General features: G+C 73.8%; 24 protein-coding genes. 17 read left to right on the top strand and 7 right to left on the bottom strand.

All coding sequences use genetic code 11. From position 1 onward, the window contains the following. Positions 1-18: 18 nt before the first annotated feature. A complete protein-coding gene (locus ABD126_RS10115) occupies positions 19-870 on the bottom strand; it encodes an alpha/beta hydrolase family protein (RefSeq protein ID WP_343933458.1) in 852 nt (283 codons plus the stop codon). 68 nt (positions 871-938) lie between these two features. Here ABD126_RS10115 and ABD126_RS10110 point away from each other — a divergent pair, with 68 nt between their 5' ends. From ABD126_RS10110 to ABD126_RS10090, 5 genes are all read left to right on the top strand, one after another. Beyond that, positions 939-2,018: an epoxide hydrolase family protein gene (locus tag ABD126_RS10110; RefSeq protein ID WP_343933457.1), complete on the top strand. Its 1,080-nt coding sequence runs from the start codon at positions 939-941 to the stop codon at positions 2,016-2,018. Beyond that, complete coding sequence (locus tag ABD126_RS10105) at positions 2,015-3,100, top strand: winged helix DNA-binding domain-containing protein (protein ID WP_343933456.1); 1,086 nt, start codon at positions 2,015-2,017, stop codon at positions 3,098-3,100. Before ABD126_RS10110 ends, ABD126_RS10105 begins: the two co-directional genes overlap by 4 nt. 108 nt (positions 3,101-3,208) lie before the next feature. Beyond that, a complete protein-coding gene (locus ABD126_RS10100; protein WP_343933455.1) occupies positions 3,209-3,649 on the top strand; it encodes a MarR family winged helix-turn-helix transcriptional regulator in 441 nt (146 codons plus the stop codon). Further along, positions 3,646-4,053, top strand: coding sequence for an MDR/zinc-dependent alcohol dehydrogenase-like family protein (locus ABD126_RS10095; RefSeq protein ID WP_343933454.1), 408 nt, complete (start codon positions 3,646-3,648; stop codon positions 4,051-4,053). Before ABD126_RS10100 ends, ABD126_RS10095 begins: the two co-directional genes overlap by 4 nt. A 29-nt stretch (positions 4,054-4,082) precedes the next feature. Then, on the top strand, positions 4,083-4,436 hold the full coding sequence (locus ABD126_RS10090) for a YciI family protein (RefSeq protein ID WP_343933453.1): 354 nt from the start codon (positions 4,083-4,085) through the stop codon (positions 4,434-4,436). A 279-nt stretch (positions 4,437-4,715) separates the two neighbouring features. On the opposite strand, the gene ABD126_RS10085 is transcribed toward ABD126_RS10090, so the two are convergent. Continuing rightward, positions 4,716-5,756: a threonine aldolase family protein gene (locus ABD126_RS10085; RefSeq protein WP_343933452.1), complete on the bottom strand. Its 1,041-nt coding sequence runs from the start codon at positions 5,754-5,756 to the stop codon at positions 4,716-4,718. Positions 5,757-5,853: 97 nt separating this feature from the next. Here ABD126_RS10085 and ABD126_RS10080 point away from each other — a divergent pair, with 97 nt between their 5' ends. Both ABD126_RS10080 and ABD126_RS10075 read left to right on the top strand, forming a co-directional pair. Then, positions 5,854-6,396: an antibiotic biosynthesis monooxygenase gene (locus ABD126_RS10080; protein ID WP_343933451.1), complete on the top strand. Its 543-nt coding sequence runs from the start codon at positions 5,854-5,856 to the stop codon at positions 6,394-6,396. Then, positions 6,380-6,958, top strand: coding sequence for a pyridoxamine 5'-phosphate oxidase family protein (locus tag ABD126_RS10075; RefSeq protein ID WP_343933450.1), 579 nt, complete (start codon positions 6,380-6,382; stop codon positions 6,956-6,958). Before ABD126_RS10080 ends, ABD126_RS10075 begins: the two co-directional genes overlap by 17 nt. 682 nt (positions 6,959-7,640) lie before the next feature. On the opposite strand, the gene ABD126_RS10070 is transcribed toward ABD126_RS10075, so the two are convergent. Then, complete coding sequence (locus ABD126_RS10070; protein ID WP_343933630.1) at positions 7,641-8,570, bottom strand: NADP-dependent oxidoreductase; 930 nt, start codon at positions 8,568-8,570, stop codon at positions 7,641-7,643. A gap of 73 nt (positions 8,571-8,643) precedes the next feature. Next, complete coding sequence (locus ABD126_RS10065) at positions 8,644-9,420, bottom strand: metallophosphoesterase (RefSeq protein WP_343933449.1); 777 nt, start codon at positions 9,418-9,420, stop codon at positions 8,644-8,646. Between the two features lie 109 nt (positions 9,421-9,529). Between ABD126_RS10065 and ABD126_RS10060 the strand changes: the two genes are divergently transcribed. From ABD126_RS10060 to ABD126_RS10030, 7 genes are all read left to right on the top strand, one after another. Beyond that, positions 9,530-10,786 carry a hypothetical protein gene (locus ABD126_RS10060; RefSeq protein WP_343933448.1) on the top strand — a complete coding sequence of 419 codons (1,257 nt, stop codon included), beginning with the start codon at positions 9,530-9,532 and terminating at the stop codon, positions 10,784-10,786. Then, positions 10,783-11,760 (top strand): transporter substrate-binding domain-containing protein, encoded by a 978-nt coding sequence (locus tag ABD126_RS10055; RefSeq protein ID WP_343933447.1) that lies wholly within the window; start codon positions 10,783-10,785, stop codon positions 11,758-11,760. Before ABD126_RS10060 ends, ABD126_RS10055 begins: the two co-directional genes overlap by 4 nt. Continuing rightward, entirely contained in the window at positions 11,712-12,839 is a 1,128-nt protein-coding gene (locus ABD126_RS10050; RefSeq protein WP_343933446.1) for a hypothetical protein, read from the top strand. Before ABD126_RS10055 ends, ABD126_RS10050 begins: the two co-directional genes overlap by 49 nt. A 40-nt stretch (positions 12,840-12,879) precedes the next feature. Next, entirely contained in the window at positions 12,880-15,189 is a 2,310-nt protein-coding gene (locus tag ABD126_RS10045) for a tetratricopeptide repeat protein (RefSeq protein ID WP_343933445.1), read from the top strand. A gap of 62 nt (positions 15,190-15,251) precedes the next feature. Next, complete coding sequence (locus tag ABD126_RS10040; RefSeq protein ID WP_343933444.1) at positions 15,252-16,223, top strand: protein phosphatase 2C domain-containing protein; 972 nt, start codon at positions 15,252-15,254, stop codon at positions 16,221-16,223. Then, positions 16,213-17,490 (top strand): vWA domain-containing protein, encoded by a 1,278-nt coding sequence (locus tag ABD126_RS10035; RefSeq protein WP_343933443.1) that lies wholly within the window; start codon positions 16,213-16,215, stop codon positions 17,488-17,490. Before ABD126_RS10040 ends, ABD126_RS10035 begins: the two co-directional genes overlap by 11 nt. 4 nt (positions 17,491-17,494) lie before the next feature. Continuing rightward, positions 17,495-18,229, top strand: a complete 735-nt coding sequence (locus ABD126_RS10030) for an FHA domain-containing protein (protein ID WP_343933442.1) — start codon at positions 17,495-17,497, stop codon at positions 18,227-18,229. Between the two features lie 11 nt (positions 18,230-18,240). On the opposite strand, the gene hrpA is transcribed toward ABD126_RS10030, so the two are convergent. Continuing rightward, the gene (gene hrpA, locus ABD126_RS10025) at positions 18,241-22,143 is read right to left on the bottom strand and encodes an ATP-dependent RNA helicase HrpA (protein WP_343933441.1); all 3,903 of its coding nucleotides are present in this window, start codon (positions 22,141-22,143) and stop codon (positions 18,241-18,243) included. A gap of 85 nt (positions 22,144-22,228) precedes the next feature. Beyond that, entirely contained in the window at positions 22,229-22,972 is a 744-nt protein-coding gene (locus tag ABD126_RS10020) for an isocitrate lyase/PEP mutase family protein (RefSeq protein WP_343933629.1), read from the bottom strand. Positions 22,973-23,019: 47 nt separating this feature from the next. Between ABD126_RS10020 and pdxR the strand changes: the two genes are divergently transcribed. After that, the gene (pdxR, locus tag ABD126_RS10015; RefSeq protein ID WP_343933440.1) at positions 23,020-24,393 is read left to right on the top strand and encodes a MocR-like pyridoxine biosynthesis transcription factor PdxR; all 1,374 of its coding nucleotides are present in this window, start codon (positions 23,020-23,022) and stop codon (positions 24,391-24,393) included. On the opposite strand, the gene ABD126_RS10010 is transcribed toward pdxR, so the two are convergent. Then, entirely contained in the window at positions 24,383-24,802 is a 420-nt protein-coding gene (locus tag ABD126_RS10010; protein ID WP_343933439.1) for a YybH family protein, read from the bottom strand. The two genes, pdxR and ABD126_RS10010, sit on opposite strands and share 11 nt — an antisense overlap. 100 nt (positions 24,803-24,902) lie before the next feature. On the opposite strand from ABD126_RS10010, the gene ABD126_RS10005 reads away from it, so the two are divergent. Beyond that, positions 24,903-25,274, top strand: a complete 372-nt coding sequence (locus tag ABD126_RS10005) for a YciI family protein (RefSeq protein WP_343933438.1) — start codon at positions 24,903-24,905, stop codon at positions 25,272-25,274. Beyond that, a complete protein-coding gene (locus ABD126_RS10000) occupies positions 25,271-26,437 on the top strand; it encodes an RNA polymerase sigma factor (protein ID WP_343933437.1) in 1,167 nt (388 codons plus the stop codon). The genes ABD126_RS10005 and ABD126_RS10000 overlap by 4 nt, the downstream gene beginning before the upstream one ends. The last annotated feature ends 14 nt before the right edge of the window (positions 26,438-26,451 follow it).

Genomic DNA, 26,451 nt, shown 5'->3' with positions numbered 1-26,451 from the left:
GGTGACCCGGGTGGGCGGTCAGGTTCTCAGGAACGCGCTGAGCATCGGTCGGAAGCCGGCGGCGAGCGGGTCGCCGGTGGGGGTGAACAGGTCGTGGTCGGCGTCGGGGAACACGGCCAGGCCGGTGGCGTGCGGGGCGAACACGGCGACGCTCTCCGGCACCGGCACCAGCTCGTCCGCGCCGCCGAACAGCGCCAGCAGCGGGCACGTCACGCGGGGCAGCAGCCCGGCCGGGTCCACGTCCATGTTCCGGACGAAGAACGCCACCCGTTCGGGCAGGTCGTAGACCAGGGACACCTGCGGGTACCAGGGCCGGTCGCGCAGCCGTTCCTGGTCGCGGATCACCGCCTCCACCGGCTCGCCCGCGCGCAGCCTCCGGGTGCGTTCGTCCACCCACGCCATCGCCTCGGCGACCGGCAGCCCGGCGTCCTCGACGGACCGCCGGATCCGCCACCGCTCCTGCGCGGCCATGGACACGCCGGGCCCGGACACCGTCACCACGTGGTCGACGGGCCCGGTGGCGGCGGCGAGCAGCGACACCCAGCCGCCCTGGCTCCAGCCGATCAGCCCGACCCGGTCCGGATCGACCCCGGGCCGGCCGCGCAGCACCTCCGCGGCGGCCAGCGCCTCGGCCGCGCGGTCGGTCAGCGACTGGTCCCGCCAGTTGCCCGGCGACGTGCCGCAGCCCGGCTTGTCGTGCCACAGCACGGCCGCGCCGCAGCCGCCGATCCACTCCGCCCACCGGGCCATGTCCTCGACGGCGGAGTTGCCGGAGCCGTCCACGAACACCAGACCCGGCAGGAGGCGGTCCGGGTCGGTCCGGACGCGGGCGCGCAAGCGGCCCACCGCGGTGTCTTCCTCGATCCACACGAGATCCACGGTAGCCCGAAGTCGATCTAGGACCGGTTCTGACCTACATCGTGCCTAGCGTCGTCGTCATGACCGAGATCCGAGAGTTCCGCATCGCCATCCCGCAGGCCGACCTGGACGACCTCGCCGACCGCCTGGACCGCACGCGGTGGGCGGCGCAGCTGCCCGGCGGCCGGGCCCGGGGGGTCGAGGTGGCGTGGCTGCGCGAGTGGGCCGCCTACTGGCGCGACGGGTTCGACTGGCGGGCGCAGGAGGCGCGGCTCAACGCGTTCCCGCAGTTCATGACCGAGATCGACGGGTTGGACGTGCACTTCCTGCACGTGCGGTCGCAGGACCCGGACGCCACGGCGTTGCTGCTGGTGCACGGCTGGCCGAACTCGTTCGTGGAGTTCGTGGCGGTGGTCGAGCACCTGCGGCACTTCCACCTGGTGATCCCGAGCATCCCCGGGTTCGCGTTCTCCGAGGCGCCGCGGGAGAGGTTCACCGTGGCCGACGCCGGGCGGATGTTCGCCACCCTGATGGACCGCCTCGGGTACGGCCGCTACGGCGTGCAGGGTGGTGACCTGGGCGCTTACCTCGCGCCGGAGGTTGCCAAGGCCGCGCCGGAGCACGTGGTCGGCGTGTACGTCAACGGCGGGCTCGGGTTTCCGACCGAGGACGACGACCTGACCGACGACGAGCGGCAGACGCTGTCGTGGATGGCGCAGTGGTCCTCGGGGTCGGTGGACCACCACTCCCTGCTGCGCGTCGCGCCGCAGACCTTCGCCCACGCGTGGAACGACTCGCCGGTGGGGCTGCTGGCGTGGATGCTGCAGAAGTTCCGGGAGTTCGCGGTGACCGTCGAGCTGCCCGAGCAGGCGATCGACCGGGACCTGCTGCTGGTCAACGCCGCGCTGTACTGGTTCACCGGCACGTCGGGGTCGTCCTCGTGGTTCATGTACGACAACGAGCGGTTCGCGTGGCCGATCGGGCAGGACCTGGTGCCGACCGGCGTCTACAGCGGACCGCCCGGGATCCGGCGGCTGGCCGAGCGGCACAACCGGGTGGTGCACTGGCCGGAGGACAACCCGGGCGGTCACTTCGTGGCGATGGAGGAGCCGGTCGTGTTCGCCAAGGACCTCTCGACGTTCCTCGGCGGCCTGCGGTGAGCGTCGTCGCACGGCGGATGGCCCGGCACCACCTGACGGCGCCGGGCACGTCCCCGGCCGGGGTGGTCCGGGCGATGTGCGGCGCGCACGCGCAGATCGCGTCGGCGGCGGAGCTGTCGATCGGCCTGCGCCTGCCGGGCACGACCCGCCGGGACGTCCGCGACGCGCTGTGGGTGGACCGGACCCTGGTCAAGACCCGGGGTCCGCGCGGCACGGTGCACCTGCTGCCGGCCGCGGACCTGCCGATGTGGCTGGGCGCGTTGGCGCGGCTGCCCGTCGACCCGGGCCTGCTGAGCCCGGCGCAGACCGACGAGGTGGTGGCGGCGATCGCGGACGCGTTGGCGACCGCCGAGCTGACCTCCGAGGAGTTGACGGCCGAGGTCGTGGCGCGGACCGGGCCGTGGGCGGGTGAGCGGGTGATGGACGCCTTCCAGGACAAGTGGCCGCGGTGGATGCAGGCGCTGGGTGTGGCGGCGTTCCGGGGCGCGCTGTGCCACGCCCCGAACAAGGGCCGCAAGACCGCCTACACCAGTCCCGCGCGGTGGCTGCCCGGGGTCGCGCCCGCGCCGGACGGGGCGGAGCGGCTGGTGGAGGCGTACCTGCGCTCGTACGGTCCGGCGCGGCCGGAGGACTTCGCGCGGTGGTTCGGCGCGCCCCGGCGGTGGGTGGACGGGGTGTTCGCGCGGGCGGACGTCGAGCGGTGCGGGGACGGGTTCGTGGTGCGGGGTGACGACGTGTTCCCGGCCGACCCGCCGCGCGGGGTGTGGTTGCTGCCGTACTTCGACGCGTTCGCGGTGGGGTGCCACCCGAGGGCGGAGCTGTTCCCGGGGCGGGCGGCGACGCGGGCGCTGGCGCGTGGCCAGGCGGGCAACTACCCGGTGGTGCTGGTGGACGGCGTGGTCGCCGGGGTGTGGCACCTGCGGCGGTCGGGGCGGCGGGTCGTGGTGACGGTGGAGGTGTGGGACGCGTTGTCGGCGCGGCGGCGGCGCAAGCTGGCGGACCGGGTGGACCGGGTCGGCGAGATCGTGGAGGGAAGTGCCGAACTGGTCCTCGCGCCCGTCACGGTCGGCCCCCACGCCTAGGCGGCGACCCGGCGGATGGCGTCGTCGGACAGGCGCAGGTCGGCCTGGAGGGTCGGTCCACAGCCAGACGATCGTTGGTCCGACCAACAAGTGGGTAGACTGCGGCGCATGGAGACGAGAGGTGCGCCCACCCGGCTGCGCGGCACGCCGAGCTGGCTGATCAACGAGGTCGCGGTGCACGCGACGCGCCTGGTGAACGAGGGTTTCGCCGCCGTCGACGCGCGCCGCTACCACTACAAGCTCCTGGCCACGCTGGAGGAGTTCGGGCCCGCCAGCCAGGCCGACCTGGGCCGCCGCGGCGGGGTCGACCGCAGCGACGTGGTGGCCACGGTCAACGAACTGGCCGACCGCGGCTTCGTCGAACGCGCCGTGGACCCCGCCGACCGGCGGCGCAACATCGTCACCATCACCGACGCGGGCGCCGCCCACCTGCGGCACCTGGACGACGTGCTGGCCCGCGCGCAGGACACCCTGCTCGCGCCGCTGTCCGCCGCCGACCGGGAAGACCTCGTGCGCATGCTGTCCCGACTCGCGGAGCACCACTCGTGAGGGCCGTCGTGCTCAGCGGCCCCGGGCCGGTGGAGAACCTGGCGCTCGCCGCGACCCGCGTGCACGGCACGGTGTGCTTCACCGGGATGCTGTCCGACCAGTGGCTGGTCCGCGACTTCCACCCCATCGGCTACCTGCCCAAGGGCGTGCGGCTGACCGCGTACGGCGGCGAGGCCGCCGACCTGCCCGCCGAGGTGCTCCAGCGCTACCTCGACCAGGTCGCCGCGGGCGAGGTGAACCCCGGCCCGACGACGGTGTACCGGCTGGAGGACATCCGCGCCGCCCCACGACGACCTGGAGCACAACCGGCGCGTCGGCAAGCTCGTCGTGGTGCTCTAGGGGGTCGTGGTGCTCCGGAGATGGTGCCGCGGAGGTGTCGATCCGGCGGCGGGCCGTTCGTGTAGTGGGTGACCCGAGTCCACAGGAGGACGTGATGGCCCACTACCTGATCAGCGTGATCGAGCCGACCGGCTACGACATCCCCGAGCCGGAGGTGCTGGAGAAGATCATGCGCGACGTGGAGGCCGTCGACCGCGCCATGCGCGAGCAGGGCGTGTGGGTGTTCGCGGGCGGCCTGCACGGGCCGGAGACCGCGACCACCCTGCGCCCGGACGGGGGCGAGGTGCTGGTCGGCGACGGGCCGTTCACCGAGGCCGAGGAGCACATCGGCGGGTTGTCCGTCATCGACGTGCCCGACCTGGACGCGGCCCTGGAGTGGGGGCGGCGGATGAGCGCGGCGTGCACGCTGCCGGTCGAGGTGCGCCCGTTCCACACCCTGCCCGGTTGACGGCGGGTCGCGGCGCCTGCCCGCGACCCGCTCTCATGGCCTGCGCGCCGTCTGACGTGGTGGCGCCGAGTAGGGCGGTCGCCGCGGCAGGGGTCGGCGGGCCGGCGGTCGCAGCGGGCCTTGTGGACGGGCCGTCCCCGGGTAGCTGCCACCACTTCCATGGTGTCCGGGCGGGACCACTGCGCAGACCGGGGCGCACGGACGAGGTGGCACGGGACGACCGGCGGGCGCGGGAGCCGGCCGGGAACGCGGCGGAACGATCATCGTTGGCACGGGCACTCAGCGAAGTCGGCGGAGCAGCTCCGCCACCTCCTCCGGCGTGAAGTCGAGCGCCAGGTGCCCGACGGTCAGCTCCAGCGCGCAGGTGCCCGGCGCGACCGACTTGGGGAACCGGGGCACCTCGATCCCGGTCTCCTCCAGCAGCCTCTCGGCGGCCGGGCGGACGGCCTCGCGCGGCACCGGCAGGTGGATGTGGAACAACGGTGTCTGCGGCACGTCCGGCACGGTACGCGCATAGCCGTCGGCGTTGACGGCCGCGGCTATCGCGCGGGCGTGCGCGAGGAACTCCGGCATGCGCGGCAGCGTCTCGGAAAGCCCCAGGTCGGCGGCCACCGCCAGCGGCCACAGGTCCGGCAGGTTGCCGCCCAGTCGCGTTCGCCACACCCCGGCCAGGTCGATGGTGTCCTGGTCACCGGCCAGGATCGCGCCCCGCACCCCCTCCAGGCCCTTGTAGAGCGACACGTACACGGTGTCGAACAGGGCGGCGATCTCGGCGTGCGGCCGGTCGTAGTAGGGCTGCGCCTCCCACAGGCGCGCGCCGTCGACGTGGGTGGCCGCGCCGCGCTCGGCGGCCCACTTGGTCTGGGTGACCAGGTCGTCCCACTCGGGCAGGAGACCGCCGATCTCCCGCTGCGGCAGCTCCAGGAGCAGGGTGGACACCGGTTCCCCGATCCCGTCGAGGTCCTCGGTGGTGATCAGGCCGTGGGGGTCGCCGACCGGGCGGTGCACGAGGTGGTGCACGGCGTTGTAGCCCTGCTGCTCCCACAGGGCGACGTGCGCGGTGGGGTGGGCGGCGAAGGTGCGGCGGCCGGTGCGGTCGGCGTGGATGCGCAGCGCGACCTGCTGCGCCATCGTGCCGGAGGGGAAGAACAGGGCGGCGGGCTTGCCGAGCAGGGCCGCGACCCGGGTCTCCAGGTCCTTGACCGGCTCGTCGGGGCGGGTGCCCGGGGGAACGCGGTCGAGCAGGCGGCGCAGCGTGGCGTGCGGGTCGCGGCGCAGCCGGGAGTGCTGGACGAGGGAACGGCGGATCTCGGGTGCCATGCGCGCGAGTCTCATCGGTGTCGCCACCACCTGGCAACACCGTTTCCAGTCGACTGACTGATTCGGCGGTGGGCGGGCGGTTCGTAGCGTGACCGGCATGAAACCCGATCTTGCTCGCGCCGACGCCGATGTCCTGCTGGTGGGCCCTCCCGACGACTTCGCCGACCACCCCGACGGCCTGGTGGCCGCGCACCGCCTGGTCGGCGAGGACGGCGACGAGGTGACCGTGTCGCAGTGGTCCGGACCCGCCCGGCGGGAGGGGTTCACCGCCTACCGCCGCCACCGGACGCTGTCGCGGCCCGGGGTGGAGGTCGGGTGCGTGGTGCTGGTGACCATCGACCTGGAGCCCGGCACCGCCGAGGAGTGGATCGACCTCGTGCTCACCGCGCTGGCCGCCGAGCAGGACCCGCACCCCGGCGGGATCTCCGCGCACTTCCACATCAGCGACGACGGTTCGAGGGTGCTCAACTACGCGGAGTGGGTGTCGGCGCAGGCGCACGTGGACGCCTTGAACCGGGGCGACGGGGCCGTGGGCGTCGGGGAACTGTGGCAGCGGGTGCGCGGGTTCCACGGGTTGAAAAGTTCTACCGTCCGGCGGTACCGGTACGCGGATACTGGCGATCATGGGCAAGGTCTATGAGCACATCACCGAACGGCTGCGGACGTTCATCGAGTCCCAACCGATGTTCTTCACCGCGACCGCGCCACTGTCGGCCGACGGCCACGTGAACCTGTCCCCCAAGGGCCGCGCGGGCACGTGGCGGGTGCTGGACGAGCGTCGCGTGGCGTACCTGGACTTCGGTGGTTCGCACGCCGAGACCATCGCCCACCTGCGGGAGAACGGGCGGATCACGCTCATGTGGTGCGCGTTCGAGGGGCCGCCGAACATCGTGCGGGTGCACGGCGTCGGCGAGCCGGTGTTCCGCGACGACCCGGGCTTCGCCGAACTGGTGGCCGGTTTCGGCGCGGCGGACGGGCCGGGCCTGCGAGCCGTGGTGGTGGTGACGGCGAAGCAGGTCAGCGACACCTGCGGCTTCGCGGTCCCTTTGATGGACTACCGCGCCGACCGCACCCTGCACACCGACCACTTCGGCCGGAAAACCGACGAGGAATTCCGCGCGTACTGCGAGACCAAGCCGTTCAACCACCAGAGCATAGACGGCCTACCCGCCCTCCCCCTCCCCTTGCCACCACGCCCGTAACCCACGGCGCGAAGCGCCAACCGGGCAGTCCACCGGAGGGGACACAACCCAAGCCGGGCTTCTTGCTTGTGTTATCTCCGTATGGCCCGCCCGAAGGGCTACCACATTTTCCCGGGGTTGGGCCAAAAAGTTTTGCGAGGAACGAGCAAAAGTTTTTCGACCAACCCCGGGAAAATGTGGTCGGCTTTGCCGGGTCATGCGGGGATGGCACAAGCAAGAAGCCCCCGCTTTGGCAGTTGTGTCCATCTTCGGTGGCTCGCCCGCCGGCGAGGCTCTTTTACGCTTTGAACTTGACGCTTCGCTGCTCAAGCCCACGCTTCGCGGGTCCTAACAGGACGCGCTCCGCGCTAACTAGGGATGAACGCGCTTCGCGCTTGAGAGCGCTTCGCGCGTTGCGCGAAGCGCTCTAAAGCTTAAAAGCGGCTGGGGAGGCCTCCAGTGGGGGGGAAGGGCCTGCGTGTTCCCCACCGCATGACCTGGCGGAGCCGACCACAGATTTCCCCGGGTGCCGCTGAAACTTTTGCTCGTTCCTCGCAAAACTTTCGGCGTCACCCGGGGAAATCTGTGGTAGCCCTTCGGGCAGGTCATACGGTGGGGAACACGAAGGCCCCTTGTGGCTGGGAGCCCAACCCAAAAGCACGCCGCTGCGCGGCGAAAAGCTTTGCCGTTCGGGTGCGGTGGGTCAGTCGATGGTGAGGACGATTTTTCCTCGGGTTCGGCCCGTTTCCAGGAGTTCGTGGGCCTTCGCGGCCCGTTCCAAGGGGAGGACTGTGTCCAGTTCGGTGCGCAGGAGTCCTTGGTCCACCAGGTCGGCCAGGGCGAGTAGGCCGTGGCGGTCCGGTTCGCACAGCACCGCCGCGGTTCGGACTCCGGTGCCCTTGGCTGCCGCCTTCAGGGTGTCCAGGGAACGGCCCAGGATGGTGACCACGATTCCACCGGGCTTGACCGTGGGCACGGACCTGGCGCCGATGTCCTCGCCCACGGTGTCGAAGGCGACGTCCATGTCCCGCACCACCTCGGCGAAGTCGACCGCCGTGTAGTCCACCACTTCGTCCGCGCCCAGCGACCGGACGAACTCGTGCTTGGCCGCGCTCGCCGTGGCGATGACGTGTGCGCCCCGAGCGGCAGCGATCTGGACGGCCACGTGTCCGACCCCACCCGCACCCGCGTGCACCAGGACCCGCTGGCCCGCGCGGACGTCAGCCGTCTCGACCAGGCTCTGCCAAGCCGTCAACCCGACCAGCGGCAGGGCCGCCCCGTGCTGGTGGTCCAGTGCGGCGGGCTTGTGCACGAAGTGGCGGGACGGTGCGACGACGTACTCCCCGTACGCGCCGGCCTCGCGCGGGAACAGGGGCATACCCACGACCTCGTCGCCCGGGGCGAACAGCGTCACCCCGACCCCGACCTCCTCCACGACCCCGGAGACGTCCCAGCCCAGCACGAACGGCGGGGTCAGGAAGCCGCCGTTGGCGCGGGTCTTCGCGTCCACCGGGTTGACGCCGGCGGCGCGCACCCGGACCAGGACCTCGGTCGGGCCCGGTTCCGGCTTGGGGAGGGTGACCTCGTGCAGCACGTCGGGGCCGCCGAGGCGGTCCTGGCTGATGGCGCGCATGGTGCTCATGGGATCGATCCTCATCGAACACCCCGGACCCGGCCAGCCGCGCGCGGGCCAAGGTCCGCAACGTTCAGGCCACGACCCGGTAGTGGGTGGTCAGGCGCCCGTCGTCGGACAGCACGTGGAACGCGATCGCGGGCGGCAGGTCCAGGTCGATGACCCGGTCGGACTCCCACGGCAGCAGCAGCGTGTTCACCACGCCGGGCGCGACGCGCAGCGGTTTGCCCGCGAACGTGGAGGCCGCGCCGGTGTGCGCGTGCCCGCACAGCACGCCGACGACGTTGTCGTGCCTGGTCAGCACCTCGGCCAGGCGGTCCTCGCCGAACTGGCGGATGGCGTCGATGCTCGGCTCGTGCACGGTCACCGGCGGGTGGTGGAAGCACACGAACGTCCGCGCGCCCTGGGCCAGCACGTCGTCCAGCCAGGCGAGGGTGTCGTCGTCGAGCAGGCCGTCTGAGCGGCCCGGGATGGACGAGTCGCACAGCGCGAAGACGACGTCGCCGATCTTCTCGACCTGGTTGACCGGGCCCTCGCGCACCGAGCCCTCGCGCACCGAGCCCTCGCGCACCGGGTCGCCGCTCGCGGGCGTGCCGAGGAGGGTTCGGCGGAAGTTTCCGCGGTCGTCGTGGTTGCCCGGCAGCACCAGGACGGGGAACTTCGAGGCCAGGTGCTCCCGCGCCTGTTCGTACTCGGAGGTGAGGCCGTGGTCGGCGATGTCGCCGCTGACGAGGACCGCGTCCAGCGGACCCGGCAGGCCGTTGAGGTGGTCCATGACCCGGCGTGCGCGGCCGGCGGCGCGGGGGCCGCCGTCGAAGTGGGTGTCGCTGAGGTGCGCGATGACCGTCACGGACCCGAGCGTAGTGACCGGCGGTCGCGAACAGCCCCCTTTCCGATCACGGCGGATCTACGCTAACGGTGCGGCGTGTGGCGCCGATCACCTCGGAAAGGGGGCGGTCGTGCTGGTCGAGGCTCAGCGGAACCCCGTGCGCCGGGTGACCGGGCTCGCGCGCAGCACGCCGGGCCGGTTGACCCTGCTGGCGTTGCTGCTGGTGGCGTCGACGCTGCTGGTCGGCGCGGTGACCGCGGCCTCGGTGCAGCGCCGTTCGGAGGCGCTGACCGCGTTGGCCGACCGCAGCGAGCCGCTGGCCTACGCCGCGCAGGAGGTCTACCGGGCGATGGCCGACGCCGACGCGACGGCGGCGAGCGCGTTCCTGTCCGGCGGGGTCGAGTCGGCGACGCTGCGGCGGCGCTACGAGCAGGACGTGGCCAAGGCCGCGGCGGCGCTGTCCACCGCGACCGGGGAGATCACGCGGTCGCCGGAGCTGGGCGGGGCGCTGTCCACGCTGTCCGGGCAACTGCCGGTCTACACGGGCCTGGTGGAGACGGCTCGGGCGCACAACCGGCAGGGCAACCCGGTGGGCGCGGCCTACCTGCGGGAGGCCTCGACGCTGATGCGCGGCCGGCTGCTGCCCGCCGCCCAGTCGCTTTATCAGGCCGAGACCGCGAACGTGGCGCGCGACCTGGGCGGGGCGACGACCCTGCCGTGGCTGGAGCTGCTGGTGGGCGCGTCGCTGCTGGCGGTGCTGGTGGCGGCGCAGCGGTACCTGACGCGCAGGACGAACCGGCTGCTCAACGTCGGGTTGGTGGCGGCCACGGCGGCGTCGGTGGTGTCGCTGCTGTGGGTGTTGGGCGCGTCGGTGGTGGCGGTGTCGAGCGCGTCGTCCAGCCAGGACGACGCCGAGGTGGTGGACGTGCTGGCCCGTGCGCGGATCGCGACGCTGGCCGCGCGTGGCGCCGAGACGTTGACGCTGGTGGCGCGGGGCAGCGGCGCGAAGTACGAGGAGCTTTACGTGACTCGGGCCGAGGAGTTGCAGGGTCTGCTGGCGCGGGCGGGGTCGGACCGGGCGCGGGAGCACTTCGTGCGCTGGCAGGACGCCCACCTGCGGCTGCGGGAGGCCGACGACCGGGGCGACTACACCGCGGCGGTCGGGTTGGCGCTGGGTCCTGGGCCGGAGGGGGCGACGGCGGCGTTCGACGCGTTGGACACCGACCTGGGGGAGTCGTTGGACGCGGCGCGGGCGCGGTTGACCGACACGATCGCGCGGGCGCGGGGCGCGTTGACGGGCGCGGTGCCGGCGGTGGTGTTGTTGGCGCTGGTGGCGGCGGTCGCGTCGGCGGCCGGGCTGTGGCAGCGGTTGAAGGAGTACCGATGACGGGCGTGCGGAAGCGGGGCGGGCTGGCGGCGGTGGTGGCCGCGCTGGTGGTGGCGTGCGCGCCGGTGCCCAGCGGCGCGCCGGACGTCGGCGGGGCGTCGGCGGTTCCGCCGCGCCCGGCGGACGCGGTGGAGCTGACGGCGCCGCCCAGTTCGGCGTCGGCGGCGGTGCCCTCGTGCGACGCCACGGCCAGCCTGCGCCCGCAGGGGCCGTTGCCGGCGGCGGGGCAGATGCCGGCCGGGTCGACGATGGAGCGGATCGTCCGCAACGGCCGGCTGCGGGTGGGGGTGGACCAGAACACCTACCTGATGGGGTTCCGCAACCCGTTCTCCGGGCAGCTGGAGGGCTTCGACGTCGACATGGCGCGGGAGGTCGCGCGGGCGCTGTTCGGCGACCCGGAGAAGATCCAGTTCAAGGTGTTGACCTCCGAGCAGCGCATCCCCGCGCTGGAGGAGGGCAGCGTGGACATCGTCGTGCGCACCATGACGGTCAACTGCGAGCGGTGGCAGAAGGTGAACTTCTCCACCGTCTACTACCAGGCCGGGCAGCGGGTGCTGGTGCCCTCCTCCTCCGACGCGACCGGGATCGAGTCGCTGGGCGGGAAGAAGGTGTGCGCGACCAGGGGGTCCTCGTCGCTGGTGAACGTGGCCAACGCGCCGTCGCGGCCGATCGCGGTGGAGGTGCCGAACTGGACCGACTGCCTGGTGATGCTGCAACAGGGCCAGGTGGACGCGATCTCCACCGACGACACGATCCTGGCCGGGTTCGCCGCCCAGGACCCGTACACGAAGATCGTCGGGCCGCAGTTCACCGCCGAGCCCTACGGGATGGCGGTGCCCAAGGCGTCGGAGGACTTCGTCCGGTTCGTCAACGCCCTGCTGGAGCGGCTGCGCGTGGACGGCACGTGGGCGCAGGTCCACCGGCGGTGGCTGGGCGAGCCGCCCGCGCCGCCGGTCGCGAAGTACCGGGACTGACCGTGGTGGACACCGGCGCGGAGGTGGCGCGGCTGCTGGCGGAGAGCGACCGGGTGGCGCAGGCGCTGCTGGCCATGGAGGACCACCCGGGGCACCTGCTGCTGCGCGGGTCGGGCGTGACCGGCGCGACGGCCGCGCGGTGGGCGGGGGCCGAGGCGGCGGTGGTCGTGCTGTGGGAGTGGTTCGACACCTACCGGTCGTTCCTGGACGACGTGCGCGCCACCAGCGACCAGGCGGTGCTGGCGCGGCTGTTGACCGGGCCGGAGGTGGTGTTGTCGGCGGCGGTGCCGGTGCGGACGTTGACCTCGCCGGCGGTGGCGGCCGAGCGGGTGACCGTGGCGGAGCTGGTGGCGCGGATGAAGGCGCACTACGCCGAGGTGACCGCGTTGTTCGAGGAGGTCCACGGGGCGTGGTCGGCGCGGCTGGCGGTGCTGGACCCGCTGGAGCGCCGCCTGGCGGGGCTGGGCGGGACGCGGGTCGAGCGGTTGCGCCGGGAGCTGGCCGCCGCGCACGACCGGGCGGTGTCCGACCCGCTGGAGCCCGACCCGGGCCTGGCCGACCTGGCGCGCCGGGTGGCGCAGGAGGCGGAGCTGCACGCGGGGTTCGCCGCGCGCATCGAGGCGGTGGAGCGGCGGTTGGCGGAGGCGGACGCGCTGCGCGGGGAGGCGCTCGCGGTGCGGCGGGAGGTGGTCGGCAAGATCGTCGGCGATCACCCGGACGTGCCGGAAGTTTCCGGGCCGCGCGGGGCACTGGAGGCGCTGCGGGTGCGTTTCCCTGAGGTACGCGAGGCGGAGGTGGTGCGGGTGGAGTCGGCGGCGCGGGCCGTGGCGGACCGGGTCCGGGCGGTGCTTGAGCACCTGTCCGGGTCGCTGGCGCGCCGCGCCGAGCTGCGCGGACGCCTGGACGCCTACCGCGCCAAGGCCGGCGCCCGGGGGCACGGGGAGGACGCGGAGCTGTCGGCGCTGCACCGGGCGGCGCGGGCGGCGCTGGACGGGACGCCGTGCGACCTGCGGGCGGGGACGGTGGCGGTGGCCCGCTACCAGCGCGCGGTGCTGGACCGGACGGAGGGGGCGCGATGAGCACGCTCGACGCCCCGGCGGCCGGTGGGGAGGGGGCGCGATGAGGACGTGTCCGCGGACCGGGTGCGGCGGGCGCATCGAGGACGACGGCTTCTGCGACCGCTGCGGCCTGGAGGCGCCCGTGCTGCCCGAGACCGCCCCGGCTCCCGTGCCGGCCGGCGCGCGTGGCGGGTCGGTGCGCGGCGGGTCGGTGCGCGGCGGGTCTGTCGGCGCGGGGTCGTCGGGGACCGCGGCTGCCGCGCCCGACTTCGACTCCGGGCCGGGGACCGCGCCCTGGTCGGCCTCGACGGCGTCGGCGGGGCGGTCGCGGCCGTTGTCCACCCGGTCGTCGGGACGCGGCAGGTTGGGCGCGGGGCTGGTGGAGGTGCCGCGGGTGCCCTACCGGGACCCGAAGACGGCCGTGCTGGACGACCCCGAGGTGCCCGAGGCGAAGCGGTTCTGCTCCTCCTGCGGCAAGGAGGTCGGGCGGGGCCGGGACGGGCGGCCGGGTCGGGTGGAGGGGTTCTGCCCGCACTGCGGCCACCACTTCTCCTTCACGCCCAAGCTCGAACCCGGCGAGGTGCTGCACGAGCAGTACGAGGTGCTGGGGTGCCTCGCCCACGGCGGGCTGGGCTGGATCTACCTGGCCGCCGACCACGCCGTGAGCGACCGGTGGGTGGTGCTCAAGGGCCTGCTGGACTCCGGGGACGCCGACGCGATGGCCGCCGCGATGGCCGAGCGCCGGTTCCTGGCCGAGGTCGAGCACCCGAACATCGTCAAGATCCACAACTTCGTGCGGCACGCCGACCGCGCCACCGGCGAGCTGGTCGACTACATCGTGATGGAGTACGTCGGCGGCACGTCGGTCAAGGACATGATCAAGTCCATGCGGGCGGCGGGCACCGGGTCGGAGTCGCTGCCGGTGGCGCAGGCGATCGCCTACGCGCTGGAGGTGCTGCCCGCGTTGGGCTACCTGCACGGCGTGGGCCTGCTGTACTGCGACTTCAAGCCGGACAACGTGATCCAGACCGAGGAGCAGCTCAAGCTGATCGACCTGGGCGCGGTGCGCCGCGTGGACGACCGCCACTCCCCCATCTACGGCACGATCGGCTACCAGGCCCCCGAGATCGGCACGATCGGCCCGTCGGTGGCCTCCGACCTCTACACGGTGGGCCGGGCGCTGGCGGTGATGAGCTTCCAGTTCGACTTCCGCGGCAGGTACAAGGAGTCGCTGCCCGAGGACCAGCCGGTGCTGCTCCGGCACGACTCGTTGCGCCGCTTCCTGCTGCGGGCCACGCACCGCGACCCGGAGCAGCGCTTCGCCTCCGCCGAGGACATGGCCGAGCAGCTGACCGGGGTGCTGCGGGAGGTGTTGGCGCAGCAGGACGAGGTGCCGCGGCCGGGGTTGTCGCGGCAGTTCACGCCGGAGCGGCGGGCGTTCGGCACCGAGGGCGCGCCGGGGGCGTGCGCGGTGGCGGGGTGCCTGCCGGTGCCGCAGGTGGACACCGCGGACCCGGCGGCGGGGTTCCTGGCCACCGCGACCACCGGCGACCCGGACCAGCTGGTCACGGCGCTGCGCGCGGCGCCGGTGACGACCGTGGAGGTGCGGTTGCAGGTGGTGCGGGCGTTGATCGAGGCCGACCGGGTGGCCGAGGCGGTGGCGGAGCTGGACGAGCTGGAGTCGCCGCCGCTGTTCGACCCCGACGACCCGCGGGCCCCGGCCCCGGGCGACTGGCGGCCGGGCTGGTACCGGGGGTTGGCGGCGCTGGTCGGCGGGGACGCCGCGGCGGCGCGGGAGCGGTTCGAGCAGGTGTGCGACGTGCTGCCGGGCGAGGCGGCGCCGAAGCTGGCGGTGGCGGTCGCGGCGGAGCTGGCCGGGGACCGGGCGGCGGCGCAGGCGTGCTACCGGGTGGTGTGGCGCACCGACCACGCCTACGTCAGCGCCGCGTTCGGGTTGGCGCGGGTGTTGTCGGCGGCCGGTGACCGGGAGTCCGCGGTGGCGGTGCTGCACTCGGTGCCGGAGACCTCCAGCCACCACGTGGCGGCGCAGGTGGCGGCGGTGCGGGCGCTGGCCGGGGGCGGGCCGGCCGACGTGGTCGCCGCGGGCGCCCGCCTGGCCGGGTTGGAGCTGGACGTGGCGCGCCGGGTCGGGCTGACCGCGGAGTTGCTGCGCACGGCGCTGGAGTCGTTGCCGCGCAACGGTGCCCGCCCGCCCGACGACCGGCTGCTGGGCTGCGAGTTCACCGAGCGGGGGCTGCGGCTGGGCCTGGAGCGGGCCTACCGGCAGCTCGCGCGGCTGGCCGACACGCCGGAGGAGCGGATCGCGCTGGTGGACCGCGCCAACGAGGTCAGACCCAGGACGCTCGTGTGACGCCCCCGGCGGCCCGCCCGTCCGAACCCGAACCGACCGATGATCCCCGAGATGAGCACCGAATGAGCATGGAGACCTGCCCGGAGTGCGCGGCGGCGGTGTCGCCGCAGGACCGCTTCTGCGAGGAGTGCGGGCGCAACCTGCGCGTGCAGCGCACCGTCGTGGGCGGCCCGGAGGCCGTGGCGCGGTGCGCGTGCGGCGGCGCCGCCGGGTTCGACGCGGACGGGTTCTGCGGCGACTGCGGCCGGGCGCGGCCGTCGGCGCGCGACCGGGTGGAGTTCGTGCTGCCCGGGCTGGCCGGGGTCAGCGACCGGGGCAGGCGGCGGCAGCGCAACGAGGACTCGATGGCGTTCGGCCGGGTCCGGGGGCGCGGGGTGGCGGCGGTGGTGTGCGACGGGGTGGCGTCCTCCGAACGCGCGGAGCAGGCGTCGCAGGTCGCGGTGGACACGGCGGTGGACGTGCTGCTGACCGCGGTGCAGTCGGGCACGGACCCGGAGGCGGCGACGCGGGACGCGGTGCTGGCGGCGGACGCGGCGGTGGCGCGGCTGGCGCGGCCGGGCGCGGAGGAGGTCGCGCCGTCGTGCACGTTCGTCTCGGCGGTGGTGGCCGACGACACCGCGACCGTGGGCTGGGTCGGCGACTCGCGCGCCTACCTGGTGGCCGAGGCGGGGGCGGCCCGGTTGACCACGGACGACACGTGGGCGGCGCAGCTGGTCGCCGAGGGGGTGCTGACCGAGGAGGAGGCGCTGACCGACCGGCGGGCGCACGTGCTGTCGCGGTGGCTGGGCGCGGACTCCGGGCTCGACGGCCCGCAGTCGGTGACCTTCCGGGTGGAGACGCCGGGGGTGCTGGTGCTGTGCAGCGACGGGCTGTGGAACTACCTGCCCGAGCCGGAGGACCTGCTGGCGGCGGTGCCGCGCGGGGTGCCGCCGGTGGAGGTGGCGCGGGAGCTGGTGGAGGTCGCGTTGAAGTCCGGTGGCCACGACAACATCACGGTCGTGGTCGTGACGCTGCGGGGTGGGCATGGCGCTTGATTTCGCCGTCGAGGTGTTCCAGAACGAGTACCTGCCCGAGGGGGCGGCCGAGGTCAACGCGATCCTGACGGTGTCGGCGACGGGGACCGCCGCGCCGGTCGCGGTGGGGGACGCGGCGGAGGTGCTGATCGTCGACACGTCCGGGTCGATGCGCTACCCGCCGACCAAGCTCGCGGCGGCGAAGCAGGCCACCGAGGTCGCGATCGACACGCTGCGCGACGGGGTGCTGTTCGCGGTGCTGCGCGGCACCGACGAGGCGGAGGTGGTCTACCCGCCGGGGGCGGGGCTGGTGGCGGCGTCGCCGCAGACGCGGAAGGCCGCCAGGCAGGCGGTGCAGCGGCTGCGCGCGGACGGCGGCACGGCGATGGGCCGGTGGCTGCTGCTGGCCGACCGGGTGCTGGCCGGGCACGCGGGGTTGCGGCACGCGATCCTGTTGACCGACGGGCAGAACCAGCACGAGACGCCCGAGCGGCTGACCCGCGCGCTGGACCGGGTCGCGGGCCGGTTCACCGTGGACTGCCGCGGCGTGGGCACGGACTGGGAGGTCGCGGAGCTGCGGCGGATCTCCGAGGCGATGCTGGGGACGGTGGACATCGTGGCCGACCCGGCGGGGCTGGCCGAGGACTTCCGGGCGATGACGGCGGCGGCGATGGGCAAGGCCGTGGCCGACGTGTCGCTGCGGCTGTGGACGCCGGAGGGCGCGGAGGTGGTGTTCCTCAAGCAGGCCGCGCCGGGGTTGCGGGACCTGACCGGCCGGCGCGCCGAGTCCGGGGTGCGCACCGGCGACTACCCGACGGGCGCGTGGGCCGGCGGCGAGAGCCGCGACTACCACCTGTGCGTGCGGGTGAGGCCCGCGAAGGTCGGCGACCGGATGCTGGCGGCGCGGGCGAGCCTGGTGTCGGCCGATGGTGACGTGCTGGGGCAGGGCCGGGTGCTGGCGGTGTGGACCGACGACACCGCGCTGTCCACGCGGATCAGCGCGGAGGTCGCGCACTACACCGGGCAGGCCGAGCTGGCGTCGGCGATCCGGGAGGGGTTGGAGGCGCGCAAGGCGGGCGACGCGGACACCGCGACCGCGCGGTTGGGGCGGGCGGTGAAGCTCGCGCACGAGTCGGGCAGCACGGACACCGCGAAGCTGCTGGCGAAGGTCGTGGACGTGCAGGACCCGGCGACGGGGACGGTGCGGCTGCGCTCGCGGGTGGCCGACGCGGACGAGATGACCCTGGACACCCGCTCGACGGTGACCCGCCGGGTCGGGAAGGGCTAGCGCGATGGCGACCTGCTCGTCCGGCCACACCTCGGCCACCGACGACTACTGCGACGTGTGCGGCGCGGCCATCGCCGAACCCGCGACGCCCGCGCCCGTCACGCCACCGGCACCGGCACCGGAGACCGAGGAGACGTGCGCGGCCTGCGGAGCGCCCCGGGTGGGCCGCTTCTGCGAGGATTGCGGCCACGACTCCCTGACCCCGCCGCCCACCCCGCCCCAGCCGGGGTCGGCGCGGGCGGGGTCGCCGGATTTGTCGTACCCCCGTGAGACCCTGGACGCGGGGGCCGGAGGCCGCACCCCTGGGCCCGCCACCAGCGCGAACGCGGCGGCGGCGCGGTGGCACGTCACCGTCGAGGCCGACCGCGCCCACTTCGACCGCGTGGTCGAGGAAGCCGGCCCGGACGCGACCGCCCTGGCGTTCCCCGAGTTCTGCCCGCCGCGCCGCTTCGACCTGGTCGGCCCGCAGGTCACGATCGGCCGCCGCAGCCGGTCGCGCGGCATCTTCCCCACCGTGGACCTGGTCGGCCCGCCCGAGGACCCCGGCGTCTCGCACAGCCACGCGCTGCTGGTCCCGACCGGCGACGGCTGGTCGGTGGTGGACCTCGGCTCGACCAACGGCACGACCGTGAACGACGAGCCGGACCCGTTGCGCCCCAACACCCCGCGCCCACTGGCCGACGGCGACCGGATCCACGTGGGCGCGTGGACCACGATCACCCTGCGCCGCACGCCCTGAACGCGACGAAGTCAGCGGGGGACGGCGTCCAGGGCCTTGTAGACGCGTTTGTCCGACACGCTGCCCCGGGTCGGGATGGTCTGGGCGAAGTAGCTCAGCCGCAGCTCCTCGATCATCCACCGCACCTCGTCCAGCTCCGGCTGCGGCTCGTCGGCGGGCAGGGCCGCGCGCAGGTCCCGGTACTCGGCGTGGACCTCGTGGACGCGGTCCATCCACTCCCGGTCGCGGGCGAGGTTGGTGGGCAGCTTCTCCAGGCGGCGGGAGATGCCCTGCAGGTAGCGGTGCGTGTCCGACAGGCGCGCCGCTCCCGCGGCGGTGACGAAACCCTTGTGCACCAGGCCCCTGAGCTGGGCGCGGACGTCGGCCAGGGAGTCCTCGTAGGCGCTGCCCTTGATGCCGGACAGGCGCAGTTCCGCGTCCTGGGCGGCGTCCAGGACGTTGCGGACCTCGCGGACCACCTCGAACACCGTCTCGCCCAGGTACTTGCGGACGTAGTCGGTCAGCCGGGCGAAGCCGCGCGCGTCCCACGCCGGGCCGCCGGCGGAGGTGACCAGGTGGTCCACGGCGGCGGAGATGCAGTCGGCGAGCAGGTTGGCCACGCCGCCGTGCGGGTTGCGGGTCAGCGTCAGCTTCTCGGCGTTGGTCAGGCCCCGCTGGAGCAGCTTCACCGGGGACGGCACGGTCAGCAGCAGCAACCGGCGGGTGCCGGCGCGCATGGCGTGGGCCTGGCGGCCGGGGGTGTCGAGGATCTCGATGGCGACGCTGTCGCCCTTGTCGACCAGCGCGGGGTAGGCGGTGACGGTGATGCCGGACTGCTGCTCCCGCACCGTCTTCGGCAGCGACTCGAAGTCCCAGCTGGTGATGCCGGTGCGGGTCAGGCTCGCCGCGGCGGCGGCCAGGGACTCGCGCAGCCGGCCGCGCAGTTGCCGCTTGAGCGCCGCGAGGTCCTTGCCCTGCGCGAGGGCGCGGTCCTGCTCGTCCACGACCTGGAAGGTGAGCTTGAGGTGTTCGGGCACCTGGTCGAGCTGCCAGTCCTCGCGCGCCACGATCACGCCGGTGAGCTTGGTGAGCTGGCGTTCCAGGGCCGGCAGCAGCGGTTCGTCGGGGTTGATGCCGGTCAGGGCGGCGGCGGCCACGTCGGGCACGGGCACGAAGTTGCGCCGGATGTTCTTGGGCAGCGACCGGATCAGCGCGACCACCAGGTCCGTGCGCATCCCCGGCACCTGCCAGGACAGCGAGTCGTCGGGCAGCGTGGTCAACGCGGGCAGCGGCAGCCGCACGGTGACGCCGTCCACGGCCGCGCCCGGCTCGAACCGGTAGGACAGCGGCAGCGTCAGCCCGCCTCGGGTGAGCTGGTCGGGGTAGGCGTCGGGTTCGACCTCGGCGCGGTCGTTGACCAGCATCGCCCTGTCGAAGGTCAACAGCTCCGGCTCGGCGGACCGGGTCTTCTTCCACCACGTGTCGAAGTGCCGCGCGGACACGACCTCCGCGCCGACGCGCTGGTCGTAGAAGTCGAACAGCACCTCGTCGTCCACGACGATGTCGCGCCGCCGCGCCCGGTTCTCCAGCTCGGCGACCTCCTCCAGCAACGCCCGGTTGCGGTGGAAGAACTTGTGGTTGGTCGTCCACTCCCCCTGCACCAGCGCGTGCCGGATGAACAGCTCGCGGGACGTCTCGGGGTCGATGCGCCCGTAGTTGACCCGCCGCCCGGCGACGATCGGCACCCCGTACAGCGTCACCTTCTCCAGCGCCATCACCGCGCCGCGCTTGGCGTCCCACGCCGGTTCGCTGTAGGTGCGCTTGACCAGGTGCTCGGCGAGCTTCTCGGCCCACTCGGGTTCGATGCGGGCGACGATGCGCCCCCACAGCCGGGAGGTCTCGACCAGTTCGGCGGCCATCACCCACTGGGGCGGTTTGCGGAACAGGGCGGAGCCGGGGAAGATCGCGAACTTCGCGTTGCGGGCGCCCAGGTACTCGGTGGCCTGCCGCTTGCCCGGTTCGCGCTTGAGCACGTCCTTGACGCCGATGTGGGACAGCAGACCCGACAGCAGCGAGACGTGGATGCCGCGCGGGTCGGCGGGCTGCTCGTTGACGTGCACGCCCAACGTCTTCGCGACCTGCCGCAGCTGCTGGTAGATGTCCTGCCACTCGCGCACGCGCAGGTAGTTGAGGAACTCGTTGCGGCACAGCTTGCGGAACTGGTTGGACGACAGCGCCTTCTGCTGTTCGCGCAGGTAGGTCCACAGGTTGAGGTAGGCCAGGAAGTCCGACTCGGGGTCCTTGAACCGGCCGTGCAGCTCGTCGGCGGCCTGCTGCTTGTCCGACGGGCGCTCCCGCGGGTCCTGGATGGACAGCGCGGCGGCGATGACCACGACCTCGCGGACGCAGCCGTTGCGGTCGGCTTCCAGCACCATCCGCGCCAGGCGCGGGTCCACCGGCAGCTGGGCGAGCTTGCGGCCCAGCGGGGTGAGCTTCTGCTCGCCGGGCACGATCGCGCCCAGCTCCTGGAGCAGCTGCACGCCGTCGTTGATGTTGCGCGCGTCGGGCGGGTCGATGAACGGGAACGCCGCGATGTCGCCCAGCCCGATCGCGGTCATCTGCAGGATGACCGAGGCGAGGTTGGTGCGCAGGATCTCCGGGTCGGTGAACTCCGGGCGGGCGTCGAAGTCGTCCTCGCTGTAGAGGCGGACGCAGATGCCCTCCGACACGCGCCCGCAGCGGCCCTTGCGCTGGTTGGCCGACGCCTGCGACACCGGTTCGATGGGCAGCCGCTGCACCTTGAGCCGGTTGCTGTAGCGGGAGATGCGCGCGGTGCCCGGGTCGACCACGTACTTGATGCCCGGCACGGTCAACGACGTCTCGGCGACGTTGGTCGCCAGCACCACCCGCCGGCCCCGGTGCGGCTGGAACACCCGGTGCTGCTCGCCGAAGGACAGCCGCGCGTACAGCGGCAGGATCTCGGTGGAGGGCAGGTCCAGCGCGGCGAGCGCGTCGGCGGTGTCGCGGATCTCCCGTTCGCCGGACAGGAACACCAGCACGTCGCCGGGCCCCTCGGCCTGCAACTCGCGCACCGCGTCGCAGATGGCCTGGGTCTGGTCGCGGTCCGGGTCGGCGTCGGGGTCGTCCGGGTCCACGACCGGGCGGTACCGGACCTCGACCGGGTAGGTGCGGCCGGAGACCTCGATGATCGGCGCGTCGCCGAAGTGCCGCGAGAACCGCTCCGGGTCGATCGTGGCGGAGGTGATCACGACCTTGAGGTCCGGGCGGCGGGGCAGCAGCTGCTTGAGGTACCCGAGCAGGAAGTCGACGTTGAGGCTGCGCTCGTGCGCCTCGTCGATGATGATCGTGTCGTAGCGGAGGAGCATCCGGTCGGTCTGGATCTCGGCCAGCAGGATGCCGTCGGTCATCAGCTTGACCAGCGTGTCGTCACCGGACTGGTCGGTGAACCGGACCTTGAACCCCACCGCCGAGCCCAGCTCGGTGCCCAGCTCCTGCGCCACCCGCTCGGCGACCGTGCGCGCCGCGAGCCGCCGCGGCTGGGTGTGGCCGATCTGCCCCAGCACGCCCCGCCCCAGCTCCAGGCAGATCTTCGGGATCTGGGTGGTCTTGCCCGACCCGGTCTCGCCCGCGACGATCACCACCTGGTGGTCGCGGATCAGCGCGGCGATGTCGTCCTTGCGCGCCGACACCGGCAGCTCGGCCGGGTAGGTGATCTTCGGCACGGCCTCGCGGCGCAGCGCCACGCGCAGCTCGGCCTGCTCGACCTCGGCGGCGATCTCGGCGTGCACGGCGGCGCGCGCCTTCTCGTCGCGGACCTTGCGCGCGCCCTCCAGCCTGCGGCGCAGCCGCCGCTGGTCCCGGGTCATCAGGTCGGACAGGCGTCGGTGCAGGTCGGGGTGCGCGGTGGTGTTCATGCTGCCGATCAGGATAGAGGTGCGGGTCCGGGCGGGTCTGCTCGATTATCCGCCCGGACCCCCGCCGCACCGGTGGCGCGCGCCCCTACCGCCGGTACGGCGAGCCCCCGTCGTGGACGACGTCCACCAGGGCTTCCAGCTTCGCCAGCAACACCCGTTGCAGGCCGGGCCCGAAGCTGACCCGCGCGACCCCCAGCCCGCCCAACTCCGCCGGCGTCGGCCCGTCGGGGGTGTGGGCGACGTTCACCGGCCCGCCCACCGCCCGGCAGAACTCCGCCACCCGGTCCGCGGGCAACCCGATCGGGTACACGCAGTCCGCGCCCGCCGCCAGGTACGCCCGCGCCCGCGCCACGCCCTCCTCCACGTCGCGGCTGCCGTGCACGAACACGTCCACGCGGGCGTTGAGCACCAGGTGCGGGTCGGCCGCGCGCACCGCGCCCAGGAACTCGACCTGCGCGGCCAGGTCGATCATCTCCTCGGTGGCGGGTTCGGAGTCCTCCAGGTTGCAGCCCACCGCGCCCGCGTCCGCCAGCCGTGCGGCGAGCCGCGCCGGGTCGAGCTTGTAGCCGCGTTCGACGTCCGCGGTGACCGGCACGTCCACCGCCCGCGCCACGCGCGCCACCGCCGCGAACGCCTCCTCGGCGGGCATGCCCTCGCCGTCGCCGTAGCCCAGCGCCGCCGACACCGCCGCGCTCGCCGTCGCGACCGCCGGGAACCGGGCCGCCACCACCTTCGCCGACGCGGCGTCCCACACGTTCGGCAGCACGACCGGCGTCCCGGGCACGTGCAGGGCGCGCAGCACCGACGCCTTCTCCTCGCGGGTGATCATGCGCGACACCCTAGGCACCCATTGGCACCTTGCTAAGGTCCAATCCCGTGTCACAACCGTGGGCCACTTCCGGCGTGGACCTCCACCTGGACCTCGACCCGGGCACCGGCCGCCGCACCGGCCTGGAGCACGCCCTGCGCGACGCCATCCGCGCCGGCCGCCTCGCTCCCGGCGCCCGCCTGCCCGCCACCCGCCGCCTCGCCGTCGAACTCGGCCTGGCCCGCAACACCGTCGCCGCCGCCTACGACCAACTGGTGGCCGAGGGCTACCTGACCGCCCGCCGCGGCGCCGGCACCCGCGTCGCCACCCTCCCCGAATCCGCGACCACCGGCCCCACCACCCCCGCCGGCTCCGACACCGCCGCGCCCCGCCTGGACCTGCGGCCCGGCTGCCCCGACGTCACCACCTTCCCCACCACCGCCTGGCTGCGCGCCACCCGCCGCGCCCTGCTCGCCGCCCCCGCCTCCGTCCACGGCTACGGCGACCCCCGCGGCCTGCCCGGCCTGCGCCACGCCCTCGCCGAGTACCTCGGCCGCACCCGAGGCGTGCACGCCGACCCCGCGAACATCGTCGTCACCTGCGGATACGTCCACGGCCTGGCGTTGCTGGCCAGCGTGCTGGACGGGCCGGTGGCCATGGAGGACCCCGGGCTGCCGTTCCACCGGGACGTCGTGCGCCGCGCCGGCCGCACCGTCGCAGCCCTGCCCGTGGACGACGACGGCGCGCACTCCTTCCCCGACGGCGTGGCCGCCGCCGTCGTCACCCCCGCCCACCAGTACCCCACCGGCGTCCCCCTGCACCCCGCCCGCCGCCACGCCCTGGTCGACTGGGCCCGCGACACCGGCGCGGTCGTGGTCGAGGACGACTACGACGGCGAGTTCCGCTACGACCGCCAACCCCTCGGCGCCGTCCAGGGCACCGCCCCCGACCACGTCGTCTACGCCGGCAGCGCCTCCAAGACCCTCGGCCCCGGCGTCCGGCTGGGCTGGCTGGTCCTGCCGCCGCGCCTGGTCGAACCCGTCGTCGAGGCCCGCCGCCACACCGACCTGATCACCGCCGCCCCCACCCAGCTCGCCCTGGCCGACCTGATCACCAGCCACGCCTACGACCGGCACATCCGCGCCTGCCGCCTGCGCTACCGCCGCCGCCGCGACCAACTGCTCGCCGCGCTGGACGGCCACACCGCGCTGGGCGTGTCCGCCGGCCTGCACGCCGTGGTCCCCCACCCCGACGAGACCGCCGTCCTGGCCGCCGCGACCGCCGAAGGCCTCGCCCTCGGCGGCCTGCGCGACCACTGGCACGACCCCGAAGGCCGCCCGGGCGGCGTCATCGTCGGCTACGGCACCCCCGCCGAACACGCCTGGCGACCCGCCCTGGCCGCCCTCACCCGCGCCCTCGCCACCCGCCGGATCACGGCGTGAGCCCCACCGCCGCCGAGAACGACCCGTCCATGTGGAACGGCACCGACGTGTGCTCGTGCGCGATCCGCCACACCCCCGCCACCCGCCGCAGGCACACCGTCGACCGGAACCACAGGACGAACCGCTCCGGGTGGCCACTCGGCAACGCCGACATCCGGTTGAGGCTGTGGCAGAACGCCACGTCCCCGCCCGCCACCACCTCCAGCTCCCGCACCTCGTAGTCCACCGCGCTCGCGAACGTCGCGAACCACGCCCGCAACGACCCCGGGTCGGTCAACCCGCGGTGCGCCAACGGCGGCGCCATCGTGAACGCCACCGCCCCCGGCAGGTAGTCCGCCGCCAACGCCTCCGCGTCCCCCGCCCGCACCGCCGCCGCGCGCCGCGCCACCAGTTCCTCGATCTCCCGCACGTCCCGCTCCCACCACGCACCGGCACCCCCGACGGGCACCGCTCACCCGGGACGTAGAAGCTGGACCCGCGTTCTCGACACGACCAGGGGAGGAAATCCGGTGAAGTACGTCATCCTCATCTACGGCAACCCCGAATCCCGCGCCATCTGGGACAACCTGCCCGCCGACGAACGCGCCCGCGGCCTGGAGGACTACCAGCGCCTGGACGAAGACCTCGCCGACTCCGGCGAACTCGTCGTCAGCGAAGCCCTCGCCGACCACGCCCAGACCAGGCGCCTGGTCGTCCGCGACGGCCAGAAGACCACCACCGACGGCCCCTTCGCCGAGGCCAAGGAACTGCTCGCCGGGTTCTACCTGGTCGACGTCGAGAACATCGACCGCGCCGTGGAGATCGCCTGGCGCGTCCCCGAAGCCCGGCTCGGCCTGGTCGAGGTCCGCCCCGTCATGACCCTCAACGACTTCCTCCAGTGACCCTCGAAACCCTCCTGCGCGACCTCGCGCCCCAAGTCCTCGCGATCCTCGTCCGCCACCACGGCGACTTCGCCGCCTGCGAGGACGCCGTCCAGGAAGCCCTGCTCGCCGCCGCCACCCAGTGGCCGACCAAGGGCGTCCCCGACAACCCCAAGGCCTGGCTGGTCACCGTCGCCTCCCGCCGCCGCATCGAAACCCTGCGCCAGGACACCGCCCGCACCCGCCGCGAACAGACCGCCGCCACCCTCACCCCACCCGACCCGGACCCACCCCTCGGCGTGGACGACACCCTCACCCTGTTCGAACTGTGCTGCCACCCCGCCCTGACCCCACCGTCCCGGGTCGCCCTCACCCTGCGCGCCGTCGGCGGCCTGACCACCGCCGAGATCGCCCGCGCCTTCCTGGTCCCCGAAGCCACCATCGCCCAACGCATCAGCCGCGCCAAAGCCAGGATCAAGGGCAGCAACTTCACCCGACCCGACGACCACGACGCCGTCCGCCACGTCCTCTACCTGATCTTCACCGAAGGCCACACCGCCACCTCCGGCACCAACCTCAACCGCGTCGACCTCACCACCGAAGCCATCCGCCTGACCCGCCTGCTGCCCCACGACGGCGAAACCGACGGCCTGCTCGCCCTCATGCTGCTCACCGACGCCCGACGCCCCGCCCGCACCACCCCCGACGGAGCCCTGGTCCCCCTGACCGACCAGGACCGCACCCGCTGGGACCACGACGCCATCACCGAGGGCACCGCCCTGGTCCGCCACGCCCTGGCCACCCACCCCATCGGCCCCTACCAACTCCAAGCCGCCATCGCCGCCGTGCACGCCGAAGCCCCCACCGCCGCCGACACCGACTGGCCCCAGATCCTCACCCTCTACGACCTGCTCAACAGCATCACCCCGGGCCCCATGGTCACCCTCAACCGCATCGTCGCCACCGCCATGGTCCACGGCCCCGACACCGCCCTGGACGCCCTCGACCAGGCCCGGCACGACCCCGCGCTGACCGACCACCACCGCGTCCACGCCGTCCGCGCCCACCTGCTCGACCTCGCCGGCCGCCACGACGAGGCCCGCACGCACTACGCACGGGCCGCCGCCCTCATCCGGAGCCTCCCCGAACGCCGCTACCTGGAAAGCCGCGCCCGGCAGGCCTGATCACGCCGCACCCG

The sequence above is a fragment of the Saccharothrix mutabilis subsp. mutabilis genome (assembly GCF_039521145.1).
GTDB classification, from domain to species: domain Bacteria; phylum Actinomycetota; class Actinomycetes; order Mycobacteriales; family Pseudonocardiaceae; genus Actinosynnema; species Actinosynnema mutabilis.
The sequence above is the reverse complement of the archived record's forward strand: the minus strand, read 5'-3'. Positions and strand labels throughout refer to the sequence as shown.

Bases quoted from the DNA above. Each gene is read 5' to 3' on its own strand.
- ABD126_RS10110 (WP_343933457.1), top strand. From the start codon at position 939: ATGACCGAGATCCGAGAGTTCCGCATCGCCATCCCGCAGGCCGACCTG.
- ABD126_RS10100 (WP_343933455.1), top strand. From the start codon at position 3,209: ATGGAGACGAGAGGTGCGCCCACCCGGCTGCGCGGCACGCCGAGCTGG.
- ABD126_RS10090 (WP_343933453.1), top strand. From the start codon at position 4,083: ATGGCCCACTACCTGATCAGCGTGATCGAGCCGACCGGCTACGACATC.
- ABD126_RS10085 (WP_343933452.1), bottom strand. From the start codon at position 5,756: ATGGCACCCGAGATCCGCCGTTCCCTCGTCCAGCACTCCCGGCTGCGC.
- ABD126_RS10080 (WP_343933451.1), top strand. From the start codon at position 5,854: ATGAAACCCGATCTTGCTCGCGCCGACGCCGATGTCCTGCTGGTGGGC.
- ABD126_RS10075 (WP_343933450.1), top strand. From the start codon at position 6,380: ATGGGCAAGGTCTATGAGCACATCACCGAACGGCTGCGGACGTTCATC.
- ABD126_RS10070 (WP_343933630.1), bottom strand. From the start codon at position 8,570: ATGCGCGCCATCAGCCAGGACCGCCTCGGCGGCCCCGACGTGCTGCAC.
- ABD126_RS10055 (WP_343933447.1), top strand. From the start codon at position 10,783: ATGACGGGCGTGCGGAAGCGGGGCGGGCTGGCGGCGGTGGTGGCCGCG.
- ABD126_RS10045 (WP_343933445.1), top strand. From the start codon at position 12,880: ATGAGGACGTGTCCGCGGACCGGGTGCGGCGGGCGCATCGAGGACGAC.
- ABD126_RS10040 (WP_343933444.1), top strand. From the start codon at position 15,252: ATGAGCATGGAGACCTGCCCGGAGTGCGCGGCGGCGGTGTCGCCGCAG.
- ABD126_RS10035 (WP_343933443.1), top strand. From the start codon at position 16,213: ATGGCGCTTGATTTCGCCGTCGAGGTGTTCCAGAACGAGTACCTGCCC.
- ABD126_RS10030 (WP_343933442.1), top strand. From the start codon at position 17,495: ATGGCGACCTGCTCGTCCGGCCACACCTCGGCCACCGACGACTACTGC.
- hrpA (WP_343933441.1), bottom strand. From the start codon at position 22,143: ATGAACACCACCGCGCACCCCGACCTGCACCGACGCCTGTCCGACCTG.
- ABD126_RS10020 (WP_343933629.1), bottom strand. From the start codon at position 22,972: ATGATCACCCGCGAGGAGAAGGCGTCGGTGCTGCGCGCCCTGCACGTG.